The sequence below is a fragment of the Sphingomonas desiccabilis genome, assembly GCF_004135605.1.
In the GTDB taxonomy this organism is placed as follows: Bacteria; Pseudomonadota; Alphaproteobacteria; order Sphingomonadales; family Sphingomonadaceae; genus Sphingomonas; species Sphingomonas desiccabilis.
The window spans coordinates 688,430-708,374 of record NZ_SDPT01000002.1 but is presented as its reverse complement, the minus strand read 5'-3'; the positions used below and the strand labels follow the sequence as shown (position 1 = coordinate 708,374).

General features: G+C 65.9%; 10 protein-coding genes. 3 read left to right on the top strand and 7 right to left on the bottom strand.

Features of this window, described 5'->3' with window-relative positions:
- Positions 1–982: 982 nt before the first annotated feature.
- On the top strand, positions 983–3,805 hold the full coding sequence (locus EO081_RS11440; protein ID WP_129342040.1) for a TonB-dependent receptor: 2,823 nt from the start codon (positions 983–985) through the stop codon (positions 3,803–3,805).
- 61 nt (positions 3,806–3,866) lie between these two features.
- On the opposite strand, the gene EO081_RS11435 is transcribed toward EO081_RS11440, so the two are convergent.
- A complete protein-coding gene (locus EO081_RS11435; protein WP_183947916.1) occupies positions 3,867–4,541 on the bottom strand; it encodes a fumarylacetoacetate hydrolase family protein in 675 nt (224 codons plus the stop codon).
- Positions 4,542–4,693: 152 nt separating this feature from the next.
- Positions 4,694–5,269 (bottom strand): opacity protein, encoded by a 576-nt coding sequence (locus EO081_RS11430; protein ID WP_129342038.1) that lies wholly within the window; start codon positions 5,267–5,269, stop codon positions 4,694–4,696.
- Positions 5,270–5,616: 347 nt separating this feature from the next.
- Here EO081_RS11430 and EO081_RS11425 point away from each other — a divergent pair, with 347 nt between their 5' ends.
- On the top strand, positions 5,617–5,925 hold the full coding sequence (locus EO081_RS11425) for a hypothetical protein (protein ID WP_129342037.1): 309 nt from the start codon (positions 5,617–5,619) through the stop codon (positions 5,923–5,925).
- Positions 5,926–6,007: 82 nt separating this feature from the next.
- Here the strand turns inward: EO081_RS11425 and EO081_RS11420 are convergent, their stop codons facing one another.
- The 3 genes from EO081_RS11420 to EO081_RS11410 form a co-directional block, all read right to left on the bottom strand.
- Positions 6,008–6,310: a hypothetical protein gene (locus EO081_RS11420; protein WP_129342036.1), complete on the bottom strand. Its 303-nt coding sequence runs from the start codon at positions 6,308–6,310 to the stop codon at positions 6,008–6,010.
- 11 nt (positions 6,311–6,321) lie between these two features.
- On the bottom strand, positions 6,322–9,201 hold the full coding sequence (locus EO081_RS11415; RefSeq protein ID WP_129342035.1) for a M16 family metallopeptidase: 2,880 nt from the start codon (positions 9,199–9,201) through the stop codon (positions 6,322–6,324).
- A gap of 159 nt (positions 9,202–9,360) precedes the next feature.
- Positions 9,361–9,672, bottom strand: a complete 312-nt coding sequence (locus EO081_RS11410) for a hypothetical protein (protein ID WP_129342034.1) — start codon at positions 9,670–9,672, stop codon at positions 9,361–9,363.
- 65 nt (positions 9,673–9,737) lie between these two features.
- Between EO081_RS11410 and clpB the strand changes: the two genes are divergently transcribed.
- Complete coding sequence (gene clpB, locus EO081_RS11405; protein ID WP_129342033.1) at positions 9,738–12,317, top strand: ATP-dependent chaperone ClpB; 2,580 nt, start codon at positions 9,738–9,740, stop codon at positions 12,315–12,317.
- Positions 12,318–12,920: 603 nt separating this feature from the next.
- On the opposite strand, the gene EO081_RS11400 is transcribed toward clpB, so the two are convergent.
- Both EO081_RS11400 and EO081_RS11395 read right to left on the bottom strand, forming a co-directional pair.
- Entirely contained in the window at positions 12,921–15,887 is a 2,967-nt protein-coding gene (locus tag EO081_RS11400) for a TonB-dependent receptor domain-containing protein (RefSeq protein ID WP_129342032.1), read from the bottom strand.
- An 884-nt stretch (positions 15,888–16,771) separates the two neighbouring features.
- Entirely contained in the window at positions 16,772–19,864 is a 3,093-nt protein-coding gene (locus EO081_RS11395; protein WP_165284609.1) for a TonB-dependent receptor domain-containing protein, read from the bottom strand.
- Positions 19,865–19,945: the final 81 nt, after the last annotated feature.

Below are 19,945 nucleotides of genomic sequence, written 5' to 3'. Positions count from 1 at the left end.
GGCCTCTTGGGGCACGCTTGGGTCCGCGACGACATCGGCCTCTTCGGGCACGCTTGGGTCCGCGACGACGTCGGCCCCTTGGGGCACGCCTGGGTCCGCGACGACACCGGCCTCTTGAGTCGCCCACCCTGAGCACGTCGGCCCAGCCGGCGACGCCGCAATCCGCGGCAGCGCCGCCGAGCCGCGGCCACGCGCCGCCTCGGCTTCCCTTTCCCTTTTCAGTGCATCCGTGGGCGCGAGGCGGTCCGGTGGCGCGTCGGCCAATCCTCGGCGGCCGAAGCTTCGCGTTCGTCGATGCGACGTCGCCGGCGGTTCAGTGGCCACGGCACGCCCCGTTGCCGGCATCGCGGCCCCGGCTCGCCGAGATCGCGGCAGAAGCGGTGTGCGGCGGAATGGGGGTCACACCCCGCCGCACACCTACTCGCCCGGGCCCGGCGCCGACCGCAGCTTCCGTAGGACTGCACCATGAAGCGGGTGGTGCAACTGAAGCGAACGGCACGCCACCTGGCCCGGCCGAGGTTCTCCCCCCCGGAAGGGGATCGCGCGGTACAATCGGGAGCGGTCCGCCAGTCTGTGCGGACCGTCGACCACCTCGGGCGGAAGAATGTCTCTTGCGACGGCAGTCCTCGCGCTCGGACACGCAAGAAATACAGGCACGCTCCTGCACTCGCCACCCCCGCCCCATCATCAAGAGTCAGGAGATCAGCTTAGCTTTCCTGCCCCGCGTAGCCAGGGTACTTGGGTTCAACTTGGATCGGCGTTTCGTCCATTTCAGACGAATGAAATACCCACTAAGCTGGCGCCGTGCCCTGCCGGACCGCCGAACTACGGACCAGCTACTGTGTCAGAATAGCCACAGTGGAGCTTTCGTGCAGAGGCGCCGCCTGGGATACTTGCAAATCGCCAAGCGTGGGCGCTCTATTATCGGACATATACGAACGGCGCAAAGCTGCCGCGTAATGATGATGCTGGGGGAGGATATATGATCAAGAGAAGGCGTCTTTGCGTCACCACTTCCGCGCTCGCACTGCTGACGAGTGCGCCGGCGGCATGGGGCCAGGACGTGCAGGTTCCGGCTTCGGGGCAGACCGCCGAGGGGGGCACGCCGGCGTCCGCTCAGGAGTCCCTCCCCGCACAGGCGGATACGGGCGAAGCGGCAAGCGACGCGATCGTCGTCACCGGCCTGCGCCGCAGCCTTGCCACCGCAGCCGCGATCAAGCGCAACTCGGAAGGCATCGTCGACGCGGTCGTCGCCGAAGACATCGGCAAGCTGCCCGACACCTTTGCGTCGTCGGCACTTCAGCGCGTCGCGGGCGTCAACGTCACCCGCGGCGGCGGTGAGGCAGCGGGCGTCACCGTGCGCGGTCTTCCCGACCTCACCACCACCTATAACGGTCGCCAGATCTTCACGGCGGAAGGTCGCTACGTCGCAATCCAGGACTTCCCGGCCGGCACCGTCGCTGCGCTCGAAGTGTACAAGTCGGGCCTCGCCCCGCAGATCGAGGGCGGCATCGCCGGCTCGATCAACGTGCGCGGCCGCAAGCCGTTCGACTTCAAGGGCTTTGAGCTTTCGGGCTCGCTCAACGGCGTGCTGTCGCAGCAGTCCGAAAAGATCGTGCCCAACGGCAACCTGCTGATCAGCAATCGCTGGGATACCGGCATGGGCGAGATGGGCCTGCTGCTCAACGCCTCCTATGTCGGCGTCAACTTCCTCGACTCCACCCGCGAGCAGTCGCTGGTCATCGCCACCACCAACGTCACCAACGCGGATGGAACGGTGTCGAACCGCGCACCCGGCGCCGCCGCTGGCCTGCGCTTCCCGGACGCACAGGGCAATTTCCTGGGCTATGGCAACCGCTATCGCCCGTCCGCCAATGCCGCCTTCCAGTGGAAGCCGACGCCGGAGCTCGAGATCTACGCCGACGGCCTGTACCAGGGCTTCCGCTCGAAGGATTATAACCGCTGGATGTTCATCCCCATCTACGGGGACCTGACGCTGACCAACGTCGAGACGATCGGCGGCACCAACCAGATCGGCAGCGCGACCGTCACCGGCGCATCGCGTCCCGACGGCTATACCGGCTCGTTCAACGGCAAGACCGACACCTATCAGGCCGGCGCCGGCGCGATCTGGACCAAGGACCGGCTGCGGCTCTCGGCCGACGTCGCCTATACCGACAGCACGTACAGCACGAGCGTCATCAACATCGACTATGCGATGGCGAGCTCGCCGGTGCGCAACGTCCAGTTCGAGACTGCAAAGGACGGCGGGCCGACCCAGACGTTCGTGGACTTCGACATCACCGACCCGGCGAACTACATCAGCCGCGGCCTGTGGCAGGAGCGGCTGGTCGTCAGCGGCCAGGACTGGCAGACGCGTGCCGACCTGTCCTATGATCTCGACCTCGGCTTCCTGAAGCGCATCGACGTCGGCGTCCGCTATTCGGACCGCAAGGCCGGGCGCGACCTCGGCAACCTCTACATCAACAACGAAGAAGATCGCGTCCCGCTCACCTCGCTGCCGGGCCTCGACATCCGGACGATGCTGCCGGGCTTCACCTACAATCGGGCGCAGCCGAACGTCTTCTTCGCGGCTCCCACGCGCGACAGCATGCGGGACAGCATCGTCGACCTGCGTAGCTTCTTCGGCGTGCCCGAAGGCGTGCCGCCGTTCAATCCGGCCGAAAACTTCCGCGCGAACGAGAAGTCCTACGCCGCCTATGCCCAGGTGAAGTACGGCTTCGACCTCGGCTCGACAGTCGTCGACGGTGTCGTCGGCCTGCGCGCGGTCAAGACCAAGACCAAGATCGACGGCTTCTCGCGTGTCGTCGAAGGGCTCGACGAAAACGGGGCAGAGATCCTCTCCTACCCGGCGATCAGCGCGGGCAACGACTATACCGACTATCTGCCGAACGCGAGCGCCCGCATCGGCCTCACCGACGAGCTGCAGCTGCGCCTGGCCTATACCCAGACCCGCACGCGGCCGAACTTCTTCGACCTGCGTCCGAACCTCTCGCTCGGACAGCCGGTCGTGCTTGCGCCGGACGATCCCTGCAACGATGACCCCACCACGGCCGCCTGCGTCGAGCGCCTGCGTCGTGGCGGTTCGGCCGGCAATCCGGACTTGAAGCCGCTCACTTCGGACAACTACGACATCAGCCTGGAGTATTATTTCTCGCGCACTGGGTCGTTCACGGCCGCGCTGTTCCGCCACGATGCCGCCGGCTTCCTGGCGACGGTCGACGATCGCTCGGTCGACGGGCTGCGCATCGCCCGCCCGGTCAACCTGGGCAAGACGCGGCTGCAGGGCGCCGAAGTGACGTTCACCAGCTTCCTCGACTTTGAGGGGCTGCCGGACTGGGCCAAGGGCTTCGGCATTCAGGCGAACGGTACCTACATCGATGCCAAGGGCGACCTGATCCCGAGCTTCGCGGAAACCCGCGGCGGCGGACAGGAAGCGTTCCCGGGCGTGTCCCGCTGGGCCTATAACGTCGTTGGCCTGTACGAGCGCAAGCAGTTCTCGGCGCGCCTCGCCTACAACTATCGCTCGAAGTTCATCACCGCCTACACGCTCGAAACATTCGATCCCACGGCGCACGCGATCGTGGAGCGCGGTCGCGGGCAGCTCGACTTCTCGACCTCGCTGACGCCGATCGACAATGTGACGATCGCGTTCGACATCGTGAACCTGCTCGGCAACCCGCTTCGCCGTACCCGCGAGTATAACGACGTGGGCGATGCCTACACGCGTCAGGTCCTGTACCTGGAGCGCGCATATTCGCTCGGTGTTCGCTTCCGCTTCTGACGAAAGGTCGCTGCTGACTATGAAAGAGGCGCGGTCCCTGCGGACTGCGCCTCTTTTGCATTCAGGCGAGTTCGATGCGGACCGGCGGCAGGCCCTCGACGCTTGCCGTCACCTGATCGCCTCGGTTGAGCGGCCCCACGCCCGACGGCGTGCCGGTAAAGATCAGGTCGCCGGGTGCCAGGCGCACATAGTTGGACAGGATCGCCAGGATTTCGGCCGGGGACCAGATCATGTCGGACAGCACGCCGGACTGGCGACGGCTGCCGTTGACCTCCAGCGTGATCGCCGATGCCCTCGCTGGAAGCGCTCCCGGCACGATCGCGCCGACCGGGGCCGACTGGTCGAACCCCTTGGCCATGTCCCATGGCCGCCCTGCCTTCTTGGCGACTGCCTGAAGGTCCCGCCGGGTGAGGTCGATCCCCACCGCACAGCCGAAGATGAGCCGCTCGGCGTCTTGCGTGGGGACATCGGCACCGCCCTCGCCCAGCGCGATCACCAGTTCCACCTCGTGGTGCAGGTTCTGCGTGCGGCTCGGGAACGGGAGGGTGGTTCCACTCGCCACCACGGCATCGGCAGGCTTGGCAAAGAAGAACGGCTGCTGCCGCTCGGGATCGCTCCCCATCTCGCGGGCATGTTCGGCATAGTTCTGGCCGACACAGAAGATGCGCCGCACCGGGAAGCAGGCGCTGCTGCCGTGGATGGCGACGGTCGGGATGGAGACGGTGGGAAGGTTCATGGGCAGGAGGATAGTGCGCGCCTGCTCGTCCGGCCAGGGTCCTGCACGCCCGCGATGCCGCCGGGGCATCGCCTTGCCCGCACATGCAGAAAGGGCGGGGTCCGGCAAACCGAACCCCGCCCCTTCCGGTACGCAGTTACACGATCGCGCGCTTAGAAGTGCGCAACCACACCCGCCATCGGGCGGAGGCTCTGGGCGTCACCGAAGGTGGTGACTTCCGCGCGGAAGCGGAAGCCGGCGTTGTCGGTGAGACCGCCGAGACCGATGTCCTTCGGACCGACTTCGAAGCCGAGGCCGTAGGTCATGGCGTGATAGTCGGGGCTGTCCTTGCCGAAGGCGGCGAAGTTGACCCACTGGTAGCCGACCTTGCCGTAGATCAGGCCGCTCTCACCGGCGCGGACACCCGCGCGGCCGGCAACGCCATATTCCCAGTCGATGTCGCCCGAGATGCCCTTGGCGACATTGCCTTCGGCGCCCACGAACACGGGACCGAGCGGGACGTTGAAGCCGACGATGCCCTGAACCAGGCTGCCGTCGAGGCGGCCACGAGTCGCGGCCGGAATGCCTGCTTCGTTCGGCTCGTTGTCGAACTGCTCCCAGCCACCCAGCACGGCGACATACGGATCGATGCCGAACGCGCGCGAGCCGTCGGGGGCCTCGTCCTGCGCATAAGCCGGCATGGCGACGAAGGCGGCGGCGGCAGCGGCCGCAAGCGTGAACTTACGCATACTCTGTACCTCTGTTACTCGTTTGGATCCGGTGTCGTTGGTGCGCCGGCTATCCGAGGCTCCGTTAACCGGCCAGCATCAGGAATGTTGCACCGCGATCGTTTCGCGAGGACACTCGGCGGGAACCAGTGGCCTTTCGGCAACAGTTCCTGACGCGGGGGTGAACAAGGCGCTTCAACTGCGGCAGGGGAACCGCCGAAAGGTGGCGGAGATGTGGCAATCCGCTTTGCCGCGTTTGTAAAGCCCTGCGGGTTCGATTCGGCGCGGCACGAGCACCACTGGCGGCAGGACCGGAACTCGCGCCTGGCGGCACCGGTTTTCGGCCGGTGCCATCAGGAGAGCGTATCATGTACAAGACCATGCTGGCCCTTGCCGCCGCCGGAACCGTGCTTGCCGGACCCGCCCTTGCCGGGGACCGGAACCGGGCGCCGATCTACTCGGACGCAAACTCCCACTACCTCGACTACAAGACCGACATCAGCGAAGCGAAGCGTGAGCTGCGCAAGGACCTGGCGCGCGCGGATGACGAAGCGGACCGGGAAGACGCCTGGGCCGAGTATCGGCGCGAGATCGCCGACGCGAAGCATGATTTCCGCAAGGAAATGGCCGAGGAAGGTCGCCCGATCCGGCGGTTCCCGGTCGTGACCGTCGAATAGGCCTCGCTTGCCGACGAAAAAGGCCCGTCTGCCGGGATGGCGGACGGGCCCTTTTTCGTTGCGCGTGGGTGCGGCTACGCCGTCAGCCGACGCGCGTTCCCGTCATCGGGAAGCTGCCGAACGCCCCTGCGCCGACATCGCCCGTGATCGTGTCGCCCTCGATCCGCGCGGTACAATCGAGCGTCAGCGGCATCGGCACGGTGACGGACACCTTCCAGCGCAGCGTGTCGCCCTCAACCTGGCCGTCCTCGATGTCGACCGAACCCATGGCGCCGGAATAGCTGCCGGTGAAGCTGCTGCCTTCCTGCCGGATGGTCAGCGTCGCCTGCTGCTCGCCCAGCGGCGTCTTGGTCACCGTATCCCAGCTGCCGTCGATCTCTGCCATGCTACGCTCTCCTACTTGCTTCCCTGTCCGGTCGCGGCGGGCTGTGCGGGAACCACCTCGACTGGGAGCCCCAGGCTGTCAAGCTGGGGGCGGACGACCTTGGCGTCCCCGACCACGACATAGACGAAGCGGTCCGGGCGCAGCGCCTTGCGCGCCGCCGCGTTAAGCTGCGGCAGGGTGAAGCCGCGGTACTTGTCGGTGATCGTCGCGTAGTAATCGTCCGGACGCTTGAGCAGGTCGTTCGAGATCATCGCGTTCAGCACCGCGTCCGACGTCTCGAACCGGCCGGTCAGTTCGCGCGTCTCACCGGTGATCGTGCGATCGAATTCCTGCTGGGTCATCCCGTTAGTCGTCAGGAACTCGCGCACGTCCTTTTGCAGGGCCGCGATCGAATCCCCGGTGCGATCCGCCTGGACCGGCGCGGAGACCACATAGCTCACCGCGTTCGGCAACTGGTTCACGGACCCGTGGGCGCCATAGGACCAGTGCTTCTCTTCGCGCAGGTCCATGTTGATCCGCGACAGGAAGTTGCCGCCGAGCGCATCGTTCGCGGTGTTCAGCGCGAGCAGGTCGTCGGTTCCGTTCTCCGGCGTCAGCTGCGCGCCATAGATCAGCGACTGCGGCGAATCCGGCCGGTCGATCAGCACGATCTTCGGAGCGGCCTGCGCGGGCGCCGCCGCGAAGTTCTTGGCGCCGCCCTGACCGCTTGCCCGCCAGTCGCCGAAGCCCTTTTCGAGCGCCGCCTGCACCTCGGCGAGCGGGCGGTCGCTTGTAACGAAGATCTTCGCCTTGTCCGGACGCAGCCAGGCCCGGTGGAAGGCGACCAGATCGTCGCGGGTCAGCGCCTGGACCGCGGCCGGGTCTCCGCTGCCGGCGGCGAGCTTCGCATAGGGCGAATCCTTGCCATAGAGCAGCGGCGGCATCGCCCGGCTCGCCAGACCGCCGGGGCTCGTCATCTCCTGGGCGATGCGGGCGAGCTGCGTCGCCTTCAGCCGCTCGACTTCGGCGGGCGCAAAGGCAGGGTTGCGCACGATGTCGGCGAGCAGCGTCACGCTGCTGCCCAGATTCGCGGTCGGCCCGCCCAGCCCGACATAGGTCAGGTCCGGCGTGCTCGACGAGAAGATGCTGGTGCCGAGCCGCTCCTGCTCCTCCGCCAGCGCTACCGAATTGCGGGTGGCGGTACCCTCGTCCATCACCGCCAGCGTCAGCGCCTGGGTGCCGAGCTTGCCTGCCGGATCGGCGGCCGCACCCGCGTCGAAGCTGACCGCGATCTGCGTCACGGGCACGGCCGTGCGCTGCGCGTAGACGAGTTCGATGCCGTTGGAGAGGCGGCTGCGCTGGATCGCGGGGAAACTCAGGTCCTGCACCTGGCCGACCGCCGGCATCGCACCGCGCGTGGCCTTGGCCGGGCCCTCCGCGGAAGCGGGCGTGGGCGCGGTGTTGCCTGCCGGCGTCTTGGGGGCCGCCTGAGTCTCCTCATAGGCGTCGCGCGCACCCGGCTCCACCGTCAGCGCATAGACGGGCCGCGAAAGCCACTTGTTCGCCGCCGCCTTGGCGCTGGCCGGGGTGGTCGCGGCGAGCTGCTGGAGCTGCTTCTTGTAGTATTCCGGGTCGCCCAGGTAGAGTTCGCCCTGAGCAAGCGCGACGGCCTTGCCCCCGAAGCCGCCGACCGACTCCAGTCCCGCAACGGTGCCCGAGACCGCGACGGTGGCGATCCGCTGCACCTCCTCTGCCGTCGGGCCGGTGCGCAGGAAGTCGGCGATCACCTGGTCGAGCCGCTGCGCCGCCAGCTTCGCATCCACGCCCGGGCGCACGTCCATGCTGATCACGAACATGCCCGCCTGCGCGAGCGTCTGATTGGAGGCGGAAACCGAGACCGCCAGCTTCTCCTGCCGCACCAGCACGTTGTCGAGCCGCGAGCTGCCGAGCCCGCCGAGCGCCCCTGCCGCGACATCCAGCGCGGTGGCATCGGCGCTGTCCATCCCCGGCACCGCCCACATGCGCATGACCCGGGTGGTGGCGACGCGGTCGCGCATTGTCTCCACCTTGGCGGCGGAAAGCGTCGGCACGGTGATGGCCGGTCGGGCCGACTCCGGCCCCTTCGGGATGCTGCCGAAATACTTCTGAACGAGCGGCCGCGCTTCGGCTGCGGTGATGTCCCCCGCGAGCACGAGCACCGCGTTGTTCGGGCCATAGTGGCTGCGGAACCAGGTCTTCACATCCTCCAGGCTTGCCGCATCCAGATCCGCCATCGAGCCGATCACGGAATGGTGATACGGGCTTCCCGCCGGGAACAGCCCCTCAGTCATCTTGTAGCGGACCAGGCCATAGGGCTGGTTGTCGCCCTGACGCTTCTCGTTCTGAACGACGCCGCGCTGCTCGTCGAGCACGCCCTGGGTGATCGCGCCGAGCAGATAACCCATGCGATCGCTTTCCAGGAACAGCGCGCGATCGAGCGCCGCCCGAGGCACCGTCTCGAAATAGTTGGTGCGATCGAACGAGGTCGTCCCGTTGAAGTCGGTCGCCCCCACTTCGCGCAGCGGCGCGAAGAAGTCGCCCGGTGCATTCTCCGAGCCGTTGAACATCAGATGCTCGAACAGGTGCGCAAAGCCGGTCTTCCCCTTGGGCTCGTGCTTGGAGCCGACGTCGTACCAGGTCGACACCGCCACGATCGGCGCCTTGCGATCGGTGTGGACGATCACGGTCAGGCCGTTGGGCAGCGTGAACTTCTCATGGGGAATGTCGACCGGCCGGATCAGTTCGGCGAGCGGTGCTGCCGGCAGCGGTGCGGCGGTTGCCGCTACCGCCTGCGGCGCGGTTGGCGCAGCCCAGGCGGCCGAGCCGGTGGCGAGCGCGGTGGAAGCGGCGAGAAGCGTGGCGAAGCGGAACATGAAACCTCGAGGATCGAGAGCTGGATGCACCAAGCCTATGGTCTCGCGAGGAAGGTGACAATGGATTCCACGGCTCGACGCGGTGAAAGCTCACGTCATCGCAGGCGCCCGAGCCTATTTCCCGAGATCGACCCGCGGCCGGCGCCCCGCCCCGAAGGATCAGTCTCCCTCGACGCCCGACATCGCCTCGTTCTCGACGAAGGCGAGCGGGAACTTCTCCCCCGCCCCCGCCGCACCCAGCAGCTTGAGCACGTCCTGCATGCAGGCGGGGTCCGCCTTAGCATCCGGCTCGAACCGCACCTCGCGCTTCGCTGCCGCCCATTGCCCCGTGGCCGCGCGCAGGCCGTCGAGCGTGACGACGACCCCGTCGACCATCGGCTTGCACGGCCCCGCCGGCACCACCAGCTTGACCGGCGCAGGCGACGGAGCATCCTGCATCGGGGCCAGGATCAACAATGCGAATGTCAGCATCACACACCTCTTGTGTTGCACAATGGCAACACCATCTTGCTTCTCAAAGGTAACAGGGATTCGTCATGAACCTAGAGAAATTCACCGATCGCGCGAAGGGCTTCCTCCAGGCCGCGCAAACCGTCGCCATTCGCCTCAACCACCAGCGTATCGCGCCCGAACACCTGCTCAAGGCCCTGCTCGATGACGACCAAGGGATGGCCGCCGGGCTGATCCAGCGCGCCGGCGGCGACGCGCCCCGTGCCGTCGCGGACACCGACGCTGCGCTCGCCAGGATCCCGGCCGTGTCCGGCAGCGGCGCGCAGCAGACCCCTGGCCTCGACAACGACGCGGTGCGCGTGCTCGACCAGGCCGAGCAGGTCGCGCAGAAAGCCGGCGACAGCTATGTCACCGTCGAACGGCTGCTGCTCGCCCTTGCACTTTCCCCCAACACTGCCGCGGGCAAGGCGCTTGCCGCCGCAGGGGTGCGCGCGGACGCGCTCAACACCGCGATCAACGATCTGCGCGGCGGCCGCACCGCCGACACCGCGACGGCCGAAGACCGCTACGACGCGCTCAAGAAGTTCGCGCGCGACCTGACGGAGGCAGCGCACGCCGGAAAGCTCGATCCGGTGATCGGCCGCGACGAGGAAATCCGCCGCACCGTCCAGATCCTCGCCCGCCGTACCAAGAACAATCCGGTGCTGATCGGAGAACCCGGCGTCGGCAAGACCGCGATCGCCGAGGGCCTGGCGCTGCGTATCGCCAACGGCGACGTCCCCGACACGCTCAAGGACCGCACGCTGATGGCGCTCGACATGGGCAGCCTGATCGCCGGCGCGAAATATCGCGGCGAGTTCGAGGAGCGGCTGAAGGGCGTGCTCGACGAGGTGAAGGGCGCCGAGGGCCAGATCATCCTCTTCATCGACGAGATGCACACGCTGATCGGCGCGGGCAAATCCGAAGGCGCGATGGACGCCGGCAACCTGCTGAAGCCCGCGCTCGCTCGCGGCGAGCTCCATTGCATCGGCGCGACCACGCTCGACGAATATCGCAAGTACGTCGAAAAGGACCCCGCGCTCCAGCGGCGTTTCCAGCCCGTGTTCGTCGGAGAGCCGACGGTCGAGGACACCATCTCGATCCTGCGCGGGCTGAAGGAGAAGTACGAGCTTCACCACGGCGTGCGCATCACCGACGGTGCGCTGGTCTCGGCGGCGACGCTGTCGAACCGCTACATCACCGACCGCTTCCTGCCCGACAAGGCGATCGACCTGATGGACGAGGCGGCCTCGCGCATCCGCATGGAGGTGGAATCCAAGCCCGAGGAGATCGAAAACCTCGACCGCAGGATCATCCAACTCAAGATCGAGCGCGAGGCGCTGCGCCGCGAGAGCGACGCCGCCTCGCAGGACCGGCTCGCCACGCTGGAGGAGGAACTCGCCAACCTCGAACAGCAGTCGGCCGAGCTCACCACCCGCTGGCAGGGCGAGAAGGACAAGATCGGCGCCGAAGCCAAGCTGAAGGAGCAACTCGATGCCGCGCGCGTCGAGCTGGAGCAGGCGCAGCGCCAGGGCGATCTCGCCCGTGCTGGCGAGCTCTCCTACGGCCGCATCCCCGCCCTCACCCGCCAGCTGGAGGAAGCGCAGAGCCAGACCAAGGGCGCGATGCTGCGCGAGGAGGTCACCGCCGACGACATCGCCGGCGTGGTCAGCCGCTGGACCGGCATCCCCGTCGACCGCATGCTGGAGGGCCAGCGAGAAAAGCTGCTCGCGATGGAGGAACAGTTGGGCAAGCGCGTGATCGGCCAGGCCGAGGCGGTGCGTGCCGTCTCCACCGCCGTCCGCCGCAGCCGCGCCGGCCTACAGGATCCGAACCGGCCGCTGGGCTCGTTCCTGTTCCTGGGGCCGACCGGCGTCGGGAAGACCGAGCTCACCAAGGCGCTCGCCGAATTCCTGTTCGACGATCCCAACGCGATGGTCCGCATCGACATGAGCGAGTTCATGGAGAAGCATGCTGTCGCCCGCCTGATCGGCGCTCCTCCGGGCTATGTCGGCTATGAGGAAGGCGGCGTGCTGACCGAAGCCGTCCGGCGCCGACCGTATCAGGTCGTGCTGTTCGACGAGGTCGAGAAGGCGCACGGCGACGTGTTCAACGTGCTGCTCCAGGTGCTCGACGACGGGCGGCTGACCGATGGCCAGGGCCGCACCGTCGATTTCTCGAACACGATCATCATCCTGACCTCGAACCTCGGCAGCCAGTATCTGACCAACCTCGCCGAGGGCCAGTCGGTCGACGATGTCGAGCCGCAGGTGATGGACGTGGTGCGCGCGCACTTCCGCCCGGAATTCCTCAACCGGCTGGACGAGATCATCCTGTTCCATCGCCTGGGCAGCGCGCACATGGCGCCGATCGTCGACATCCAGGTCGGCCGCGTGGCCAAGCTGCTGGCGGATCGCAAGATCGCCATCCACCTGACCGACGGTGCGCGCGACTGGCTCGGCCGGGTGGGCTATGATCCCGTCTACGGCGCGCGCCCGTTGAAACGCGCAGTCCAGCGCTACCTGCAGGACCCGCTCGCCGACCTGATCCTGAAGGGCGAGGTCCGCGACGGTTCGACCGTCACCGTGGACGAAGGCGAAGGCGCCCTGCGGCTGAGCGTGGCCTGAGGCACAGCTGCCTGCCCGCACGAAAGGGGCGCGTCGAACCCTGACGCGCCCTTCTTTCTTCGTGCGCCGGGTTCCCGTCACGCCGCAGCGTGACGTTGCCCTGCACGGGCGACTGTGAGAGGTTCATGCGGCGATTGCAGGAGATTGCCCTTGCTCAGCCTTCTCGCCGCCGCCTTGGCCCTTCAGGCTTCCCCGCCGGCACTGCCCACGCCCACGCCCCCAAAGAAACGCTGCGTCCGCATCGAGGAAACGGGATCCTACGTTCGCAAGCAGCGCGTCTGCCGCACAGAGGCTGAGTGGCGGGCACTGGAACGGCGTGACGGCGCCGAGCTCGATCGGCTTCGGGATCGCACCCCGATCAACTCGCACCGCCCGGACGGCTCCTGACGGGCTGCAGGAGCGGGGCGGCCCGTCCGGTCGGATAGCCTTGGCGCGATGCGCCGCTGCTTGCCAGGCCGGCGCTAAATCCTCCGCCGAAGAGGCAGGGCTTCGCGGTTCATCCGTTCGCGGCACGCTGCTGATTGCTTTGTACAGGCAGCGAGAACCCCATGAAAAAGGGCGAGCCTTGCGGCCCGCCCTCCTTCCTGAAGCTTTCCGCGTAAATCAGAACCTCAGCTTGGCACCAAAGGCGAAACGACGACCCAGCGCGTCGTAGGTCGACGGATAGGTGTTGCCGCTGTTGAACGACGTCGAACCGATCGTGTTACCGACCAGCGGGGGATCCTTGTCGAACAGGTTCGTCACCGTCACGGTGAAGTCGAAGTTCTCGGTCGCGGCAAAGCGGGTCGCCAGATCGAAATAATGCGCCGCTTTGATCCGGCGGAACTGCTCCAGAGGCGGATCGGTGTCCGGGTTGTTGTCATTCAGGAGTTCCTCGACCGCGAGCGGCTCATATTCCATCTTGTCGACGTAACGCCACAACAGCGACACATCGATCTTGTCGAAGCTCAGAGTGGTACGCTGGTTGAAGCTCCACTCCGGCTGGATCGATCCGCGGAAGTTGATACCCGCACCAGGGCTGCCGCAGCTGTTGCTGTAGTAGCCAACGCACTCGCGGATCACCGAAGCCGGGGTCGCCTGGAACTTCGATGCGTTCGTCCAATTCCCCGCAAAGCTCAGATCAAGCTTCGCGAACTGCAGGTCGCGACGATAGTTGATCGTCAAGTCGACACCATCCGTCCAGATGCGGCCCGAGTTGGAATAGGGCAGCGGGACATAGGCGCCTGCGGTGCCGAACAGACCGCCCGTCGCCGGGTTCCGGCGGATCGCGGTACAGGCTGGATTGGTCGGGTCGAGGCCGGGGTTGTTGGACTCCAGGAAGCACGCGTTCAGTGCATCGCCAAACGACGGCTGGCTGATCGCGTCGCGAACCTTGATGTTGTAATAGTCGGCCGAGATGGTCAGGCCAGGCACGAAGTCCGGGGTCACCACGACGCCCGCCGTCCAGGTGGTGGCCTTTTCGACGCCCAGATCCAGGTTGCCACCGGTGCGGTTGTTCGGCTGTGCGGATGGCTCGGCTTCGATGCTGCCGATGGAGGAGGCGGGCGCACCCTGAGCAAGACAGATCGCGCGCAGTTGAGCGTTGGTCACCGGGGCTGCGCCCTGGCACGGATCCGTGGCGAAGTTGTCGAGGCCGGTCACCTGCGGGCTGAACAGCTCGCCAATGTTCGGTGCACGGGTCGCCTTCTGATAGTTGCCGCGAACCTTGATCCAGTTCGTCGGCTCCCAGTTCCCGCCCGCTTTCCAGGTCCAGTTGGAACCTGCGGTCGAATAGTCGGAATACCGCGCGCCGAGTTCCAGAGTGAGGTTGTGGAAGAACGGACGGTCCTGAACCAGTGGGGCGATGATCTCGGCGAACGCTTCCTTGACATTGTAGGTCCCGCGCGAGTCCGGATTGGCTGCGCCCGCACCCAGGACTTCGTCCGGAGTCTGACTGGACAGGTCCGAGGTGCTTTCGGCGACGTAGCGGCGATACTCAGCGCCGACCGCGAAGCCGACCGCATCGTTCGCACCTGGGGTCGCGAAGCCGAAGTCTCCGGAGAGGACACCCCGGACGGTGGCCAGCGAAGTCTTGGTCGCCGAGGTCGTGGGGATGTTCAGATAGGCGAACATCTCCGGCGTAATTGAACCTTCCGGGCCGAACAGGTTCAGCGGGACGCACGCCGCGTCACCGTTCGCGCAAGTGGTCGTGTTGTTTGCCAGCAACGCGGCCTGGGTCCGCGAGAACAAGCCCTGGCCAGTGCTGCGCGACGTGTTTTCGCTCTCACCATAGCTCCCTGAGACGTCGTAGCTCAGGTGCTCGCCGACATCGCCACGCAGACCGGTGCGGAACTGGAACAGTTGCGTCGTGTACTCGGAAATGCGCGAGCCGCCTTCGGTGAAGCGACGCGACAGCGTGGCGCCGAAGGTATTCTGGCCAGCGACGGGCGTCGCCGTGGACGAAGCCGCTGCAGCGCAGGCTGCGGCGTCGAGGCCGTTTGCGGCACAAGCCGCGTTGAGAACGCCTGCGGGCAGGAACGGGCTGTTGTACGGGATTTGGTACGAAAGGCCGAAGGTGCCCGAAGGCGCGATGACCGTCGAAACCTTGGTCTTTGAAAACAGACCCTCGGCATAGGCTTCGATGCCGTCGGCGACTTCATAGCGGCCGGCGGTGTAGAGGCTGTAGCGCTCGAACGGCGTCTGGAAGACGTTGTACGGGTTGAAGTTGAAGAACTGGTAGCTGGGAACCAGGTTTCCGCTTGCGGGGTCTAACTGCAGCGTGCCGTTGCCGTCGCCCAGATTCAGGCGGATCGGCACCGTCGTGCCCGAACCGGATTCCTCGCCGGTGACCGAATCGACCTGTGCGATCGACACGTCGCGGTCGCCTTGGAAGACCGGCTTCGCCTTCTGATAGCCGACGCTCAGCGTCACATTGCCGCGACCGTCGTCCAGGTTCGCGCCGGTCGTCAGGTCGACGCGGAAGACGTTGCCATCACCGCGCTCCGTAATCTGCTCCGAGGCATTGATCTCCAGCCCGCTGAAATCCTTGCGGGTGATGAAGTTCACGACGCCCGAAACGGCGTCCGCACCATAGGTGGTGGTGGCGCCACCGGTCAGCACGTCGACCCGATCGACGAGCGCCAAGGGGATGATGTTCAGATTGACCTGGCCGTTGAAATCGGCCGGCACCAGCCGCGAGCCGTTCAGCAGCACCAGGTTGCGTTGAGGACCCAGGCCGCGGAGGTCGACGAACGAGGAACCACCGTTGCCGTTGTTCACCGAGGAACCGATGCTCGGAACGACGCCTGGCAGCGAACGCAGCACTTCTTCGGCCACGTTGCTTTGCCGCAACGCCAGTTCCTCCTGGCCCACCACGTTAACTGGGCTTGACGACGTGAGGTTCGGATTTCGGATCAGTGTTCCGGTGACCACGATGTCGCCGCTCGGAACGTCTGCCGGTGCCTGGGACGCATCCCCTGTGGCGGTTTCTTCAGTTTGCGGCACTATCTGCGCAAAGGCGGGATGGGCGCTCAAGGTGGTCCCGATCAGCAGGGAGGAGACCAGGAGGCGCGACCGAAAAACAGCTTTCATTCGTGTTTTCCCCTTGAAGGCGACGTATCACACTGCTCAAGGCGCGGCTCACGCAATGCCGTCGCTGCCTTCATGCTATGGATCACGTGCCGCAGCGCAACATCCGTGATCGCGGGCCACCGAAATTTCGGAGGACGTGACATTCCTGTCACCATGCCGGATCTCCAAGAACTCCTGCCTCGCAACTCTGTTGGTCACCTAGTGGAGCCCGGAGCAACCCCGGCAAGGATCTGCGATCGTTCCCGGCCTACAATGCTCGTCCCCTTGGTTCCCACAAGGCAGCGGTGCAATGACTGTCATTGATGGGCGGGTTGCTGGACGTACACCGCATCAGGTTGCGGGCCAGACGCCGCCAGCAAACGACTGATCGGGGGAGCAGGCCAAGCTTCGGAGGCGATATTGAATGCGGTGGGGCAGGTAAAGCCAACCTCTAGGGCACTGCTCCAGATCGTCGTAGCGGCGCAGCGATAACAATGCTGAGCACGCACTCACGCGAACGAGCCCGCACAGAGCAAGTCGAGCCGACAGTAGCGGACGTGGCGTGTCCGCACTTCCACCCTTCGTGCATGGGCCGGATCGACGCGACCATCCTGTTCGACAGGCCGCCGCCCCCCTTGTCGGCGCTCTTCGATCACCGATCGGATCGCAAAACTGCTGGTCAGTCGCAACAGCTCGATCCACCTGACGACGCGGCTGCAAGCTTCCCGGCCCGATCCTGACGGACGAGGTGCGGGATCGCTCCACCGTGCAATGAATGAAGGCGACGGACCGCCACCGGCCGTGGGTTGAAGCGGCGCCACCAAATGGCAGGGCATTGGGCGATGCTGAAGAAAAAGGGCCGCCTCTTTCGAGGCGGCCCTTCCTAGTGGGTCTAAGCGGATCGCTTAGAAATCGACCTTCGCACCAACGCGGATGAAGCGGCCGAGGATGTTCGCGCCCGCCCATGCCGGGTTGTACTGGCCCGTGCTGTAGGCAGCGCTCGGGTCAAACGGCGCCTTCAGATCGAGCACGTTCAAGATGTTGGTGTACAGCGTGAACTTGTCGTTGATCTTGTAGCTCGCCGTCAGATCGACGTTCCAGGTCTCGGGGCCTTCGCACCGGACCGGGGTCACGCCATCGCGATAGGTGACGACCGACGCGCCGATGCTGGCAAGGCAGTCGCCCTTCACACCGTCATAGTCGATCGAAGCCAGGTCATAGCCGCTGGTGTAATAGGCAGTGGCCGTGATCGACGCGTCGCCGATGATGACCGTATTCTGCCAGCTGCCACGCCACTTCGGCGCACCCGAGCACGACGTGACGTCGCAGGGGCTGAGCGTGCCGTCGTAACGCTGCACGTTGCCCGATTCGGTGATCCGCTCGAACTTGAGCAGATACGTCCCCTCCAGGCTGCTGATGAAGGTGATGTTGTCGTTGATCGGGAACTCGACGTTCGCGCCGAAGTCGATGCCGGACACCTTCTGGGAGTCGCCGTTCTGGAACGAGGACTCGATAAAGCCGAGGTGCGGCAGCGCGTTCGGGAAGTTCACGTCTGCAATGCCCGGACGAACCGTGATCCCCGGAACGTTCACGACGCCGTTGTTGGCGTAGTACTGCTCGAACACGCCCGTGTCGTCCGCAGCGCCGATGATGCCGTCGATCCGGATGTTCCAGTAGTCGACCGTCAGGCTGACCCGGCGCATCGGCTCGAAGATCGCGCCGACCGTCCAGCTGGTCGACTTTTCCGGATCCAGGCCCGGGTTGCCGGTCGTGGTCTGGCCAACCGAGAACTGCCCCGTCGCATAATCGTTGCCGCCGTGCGCATTGATGAACGCCAGCTGCGCCGGATTATTGCGGTCGAGCTGCCGAGTCACGTAGCCGGTGGTCGGAAGACCAAAGGCTTCGTTGAAGCTCGGGATGCGGAAGCCCTTCGAATAGGTACCGCGCACCGCCAGCTGCCGGATCGGCGTGAACTTCGCGCCGATCTTCGGCGAGAAGTTGCTCTGGCCCGACGAGTAGTCGTCGTACCGGCCCGAACCGTTGATTTCGAGCTGTTCCAGGATCGGCGCGTTGATTTCGAAGAACGCCGAGCGCACTTCGCGGCTGCCGATCGCACCAACCGAGTTCACGCCGTAATAGCGGTCATACGGCGAGGAGTCGTTCTGCGGGTTCGCGCTCGGATTGTTGATCGACTCGTGACGATAGGACACGCCGACCGCAGCCTGACGCGGGCCACCAGGCAGGCGGACGATGCCCTTGCTGAGGGTGGCGCTTGCCTGCCACAGGTCGGATTCCGAACGCGTGCTGTTGAGCGGCGCGATGTAATCGCGGATCTCCTGCGAGTTCAGCTCCGGGTTGACGAAGTTGTACGTGCCGCGGGCAACGACATCCATGATTCGCTGCGGAATCAGATAATTTGCCTGGTTGATGTCGAGCTGGACGTTCGACGCGGTGAAGTCTGCGGCGTAGTTCCAGTCGCTTCCAAACGTGCCCGAGATGCCGACAACGCCGCGCAGCGCGCGTGCCTTGGACTCGATGATACGCGGCTGGTCGTACAGCGCCAGGACCTGGGCGCGCTGGCCGGTTGCCGCGTACGGGTTGTTCGGATTGAGCGTGCCATTGGTGGCATTGCACCCGGTATCCAGCATCGTGAGCGAGCCCACGCCACCCGCGCAGACATACACCGGCAGGTAGAGCGGGTTGAGCAGGACGGTGCCCGGGGGCGTCGTCTGGTTGTTGAAGCCGAGGGGCGAAAGCTGCGTCTTCGTCTCGGTCTGGTAATAGTTGGCGATCGCATACACCTGCGCGCGATCACCGACGTTCGCCGTGAAGCGGCCGGAGAAGCCCAGGCGCTCCTGATCGGGCAGCAGCTGCGAATACTGGTTGCGGAAATCCTGCTGGCACTGGATCGAGCCTGCCGTGGCCGACTGGCTCGGCAGAACGGTGACGGCGGTCAGATCACGGCAGCCCGCGGCGGCGTTGATCAGGTTGTAACGGCCGGTGCCTGCGCCCGCGTCATCCACGGGACGTGCAACAGGGACGGTGGTGGAAAGCAGACCGTTGAAGCCGCCGTCGACGTTGAAGCCGTTGCGAATGCCATTGGCGCGGCAGGTGGTGGTCCCGGCCGCGATGGCGGTCTGGGTGATGTTCCCGTTGGCGTCGCGCACTTCCGGGCGGCCGATCGACGGGGCGCACTGTCTGCTGAGATCCGCCGTGTTGTACGGGAAGCCGCGGTCGCGCGCATACAGCGCCTCGTTCCGCTGATACTCGCCGTTGATGTAGAAGTTGAAGCCCTGCTCCTTCAGGTCGCCGTAGCCCCAGGTCGCGTCGAAGCGCTGCTCGGCCGCGTCGCCGCGATCGGAGATGCCGGCGGAACCGTTGAGGTGGAGCCCCTCGATCTGCTTCTTGGTGATGACGTTGATCACGCCGGCGACCGCGTCCGCACCGTAGGTCGAGGATGCGCCGTCGCGCAGCACTTCGATCCGGTCGATGATCGCGCTCGGAATGGTGTTCAGATCGACGAAGTTGCGATGGCCGTCGTCCGCGAGCGGGTACGGCGCCATGCGCAAGCCGTCGAACACGGTCAGCGTCGACTGCACCGTCAGGCCGCGCAGCGACACGGCGTTTGCGCCGGTCGCGAAGTTGTTGCCGGTGTTCCAGCCCTGAGAAATCGTGCCAGCGCCGTTTGCCGAAACGCGCTGCACCGCCTCTGCAACCGTGTTGATGCCGCGCTGCGCCAAGGATTCGGCGCTCAGGACGGTCACGGGCGACGGGGTTTCCGCGTCCGTACGCCGGAACAGCGAGCCAGTCACCACGATGTCGGCGCCGGTTTCCTCGACTGCCGTTTCCTGCGGAGCAGGCGCAAGGACCGTGGTTGCGTCATCGGGAGCGGCGGTGGTCGCCGTCTGAGCGAACGCAGGCGCAGTCACGCCGACAAGAGCGAGAGCAGAAAGTGCAGTGGTTCCGCGCAGGATGGTGCGCTTGGTGGAAGAACTCATCAACTTGTTGTCCCCCTGTGTGCCCGAACGTTGGTCCGGGCCTCGGAATACAGGCGCTCCTACGCCCGCATTCCCTGGGGA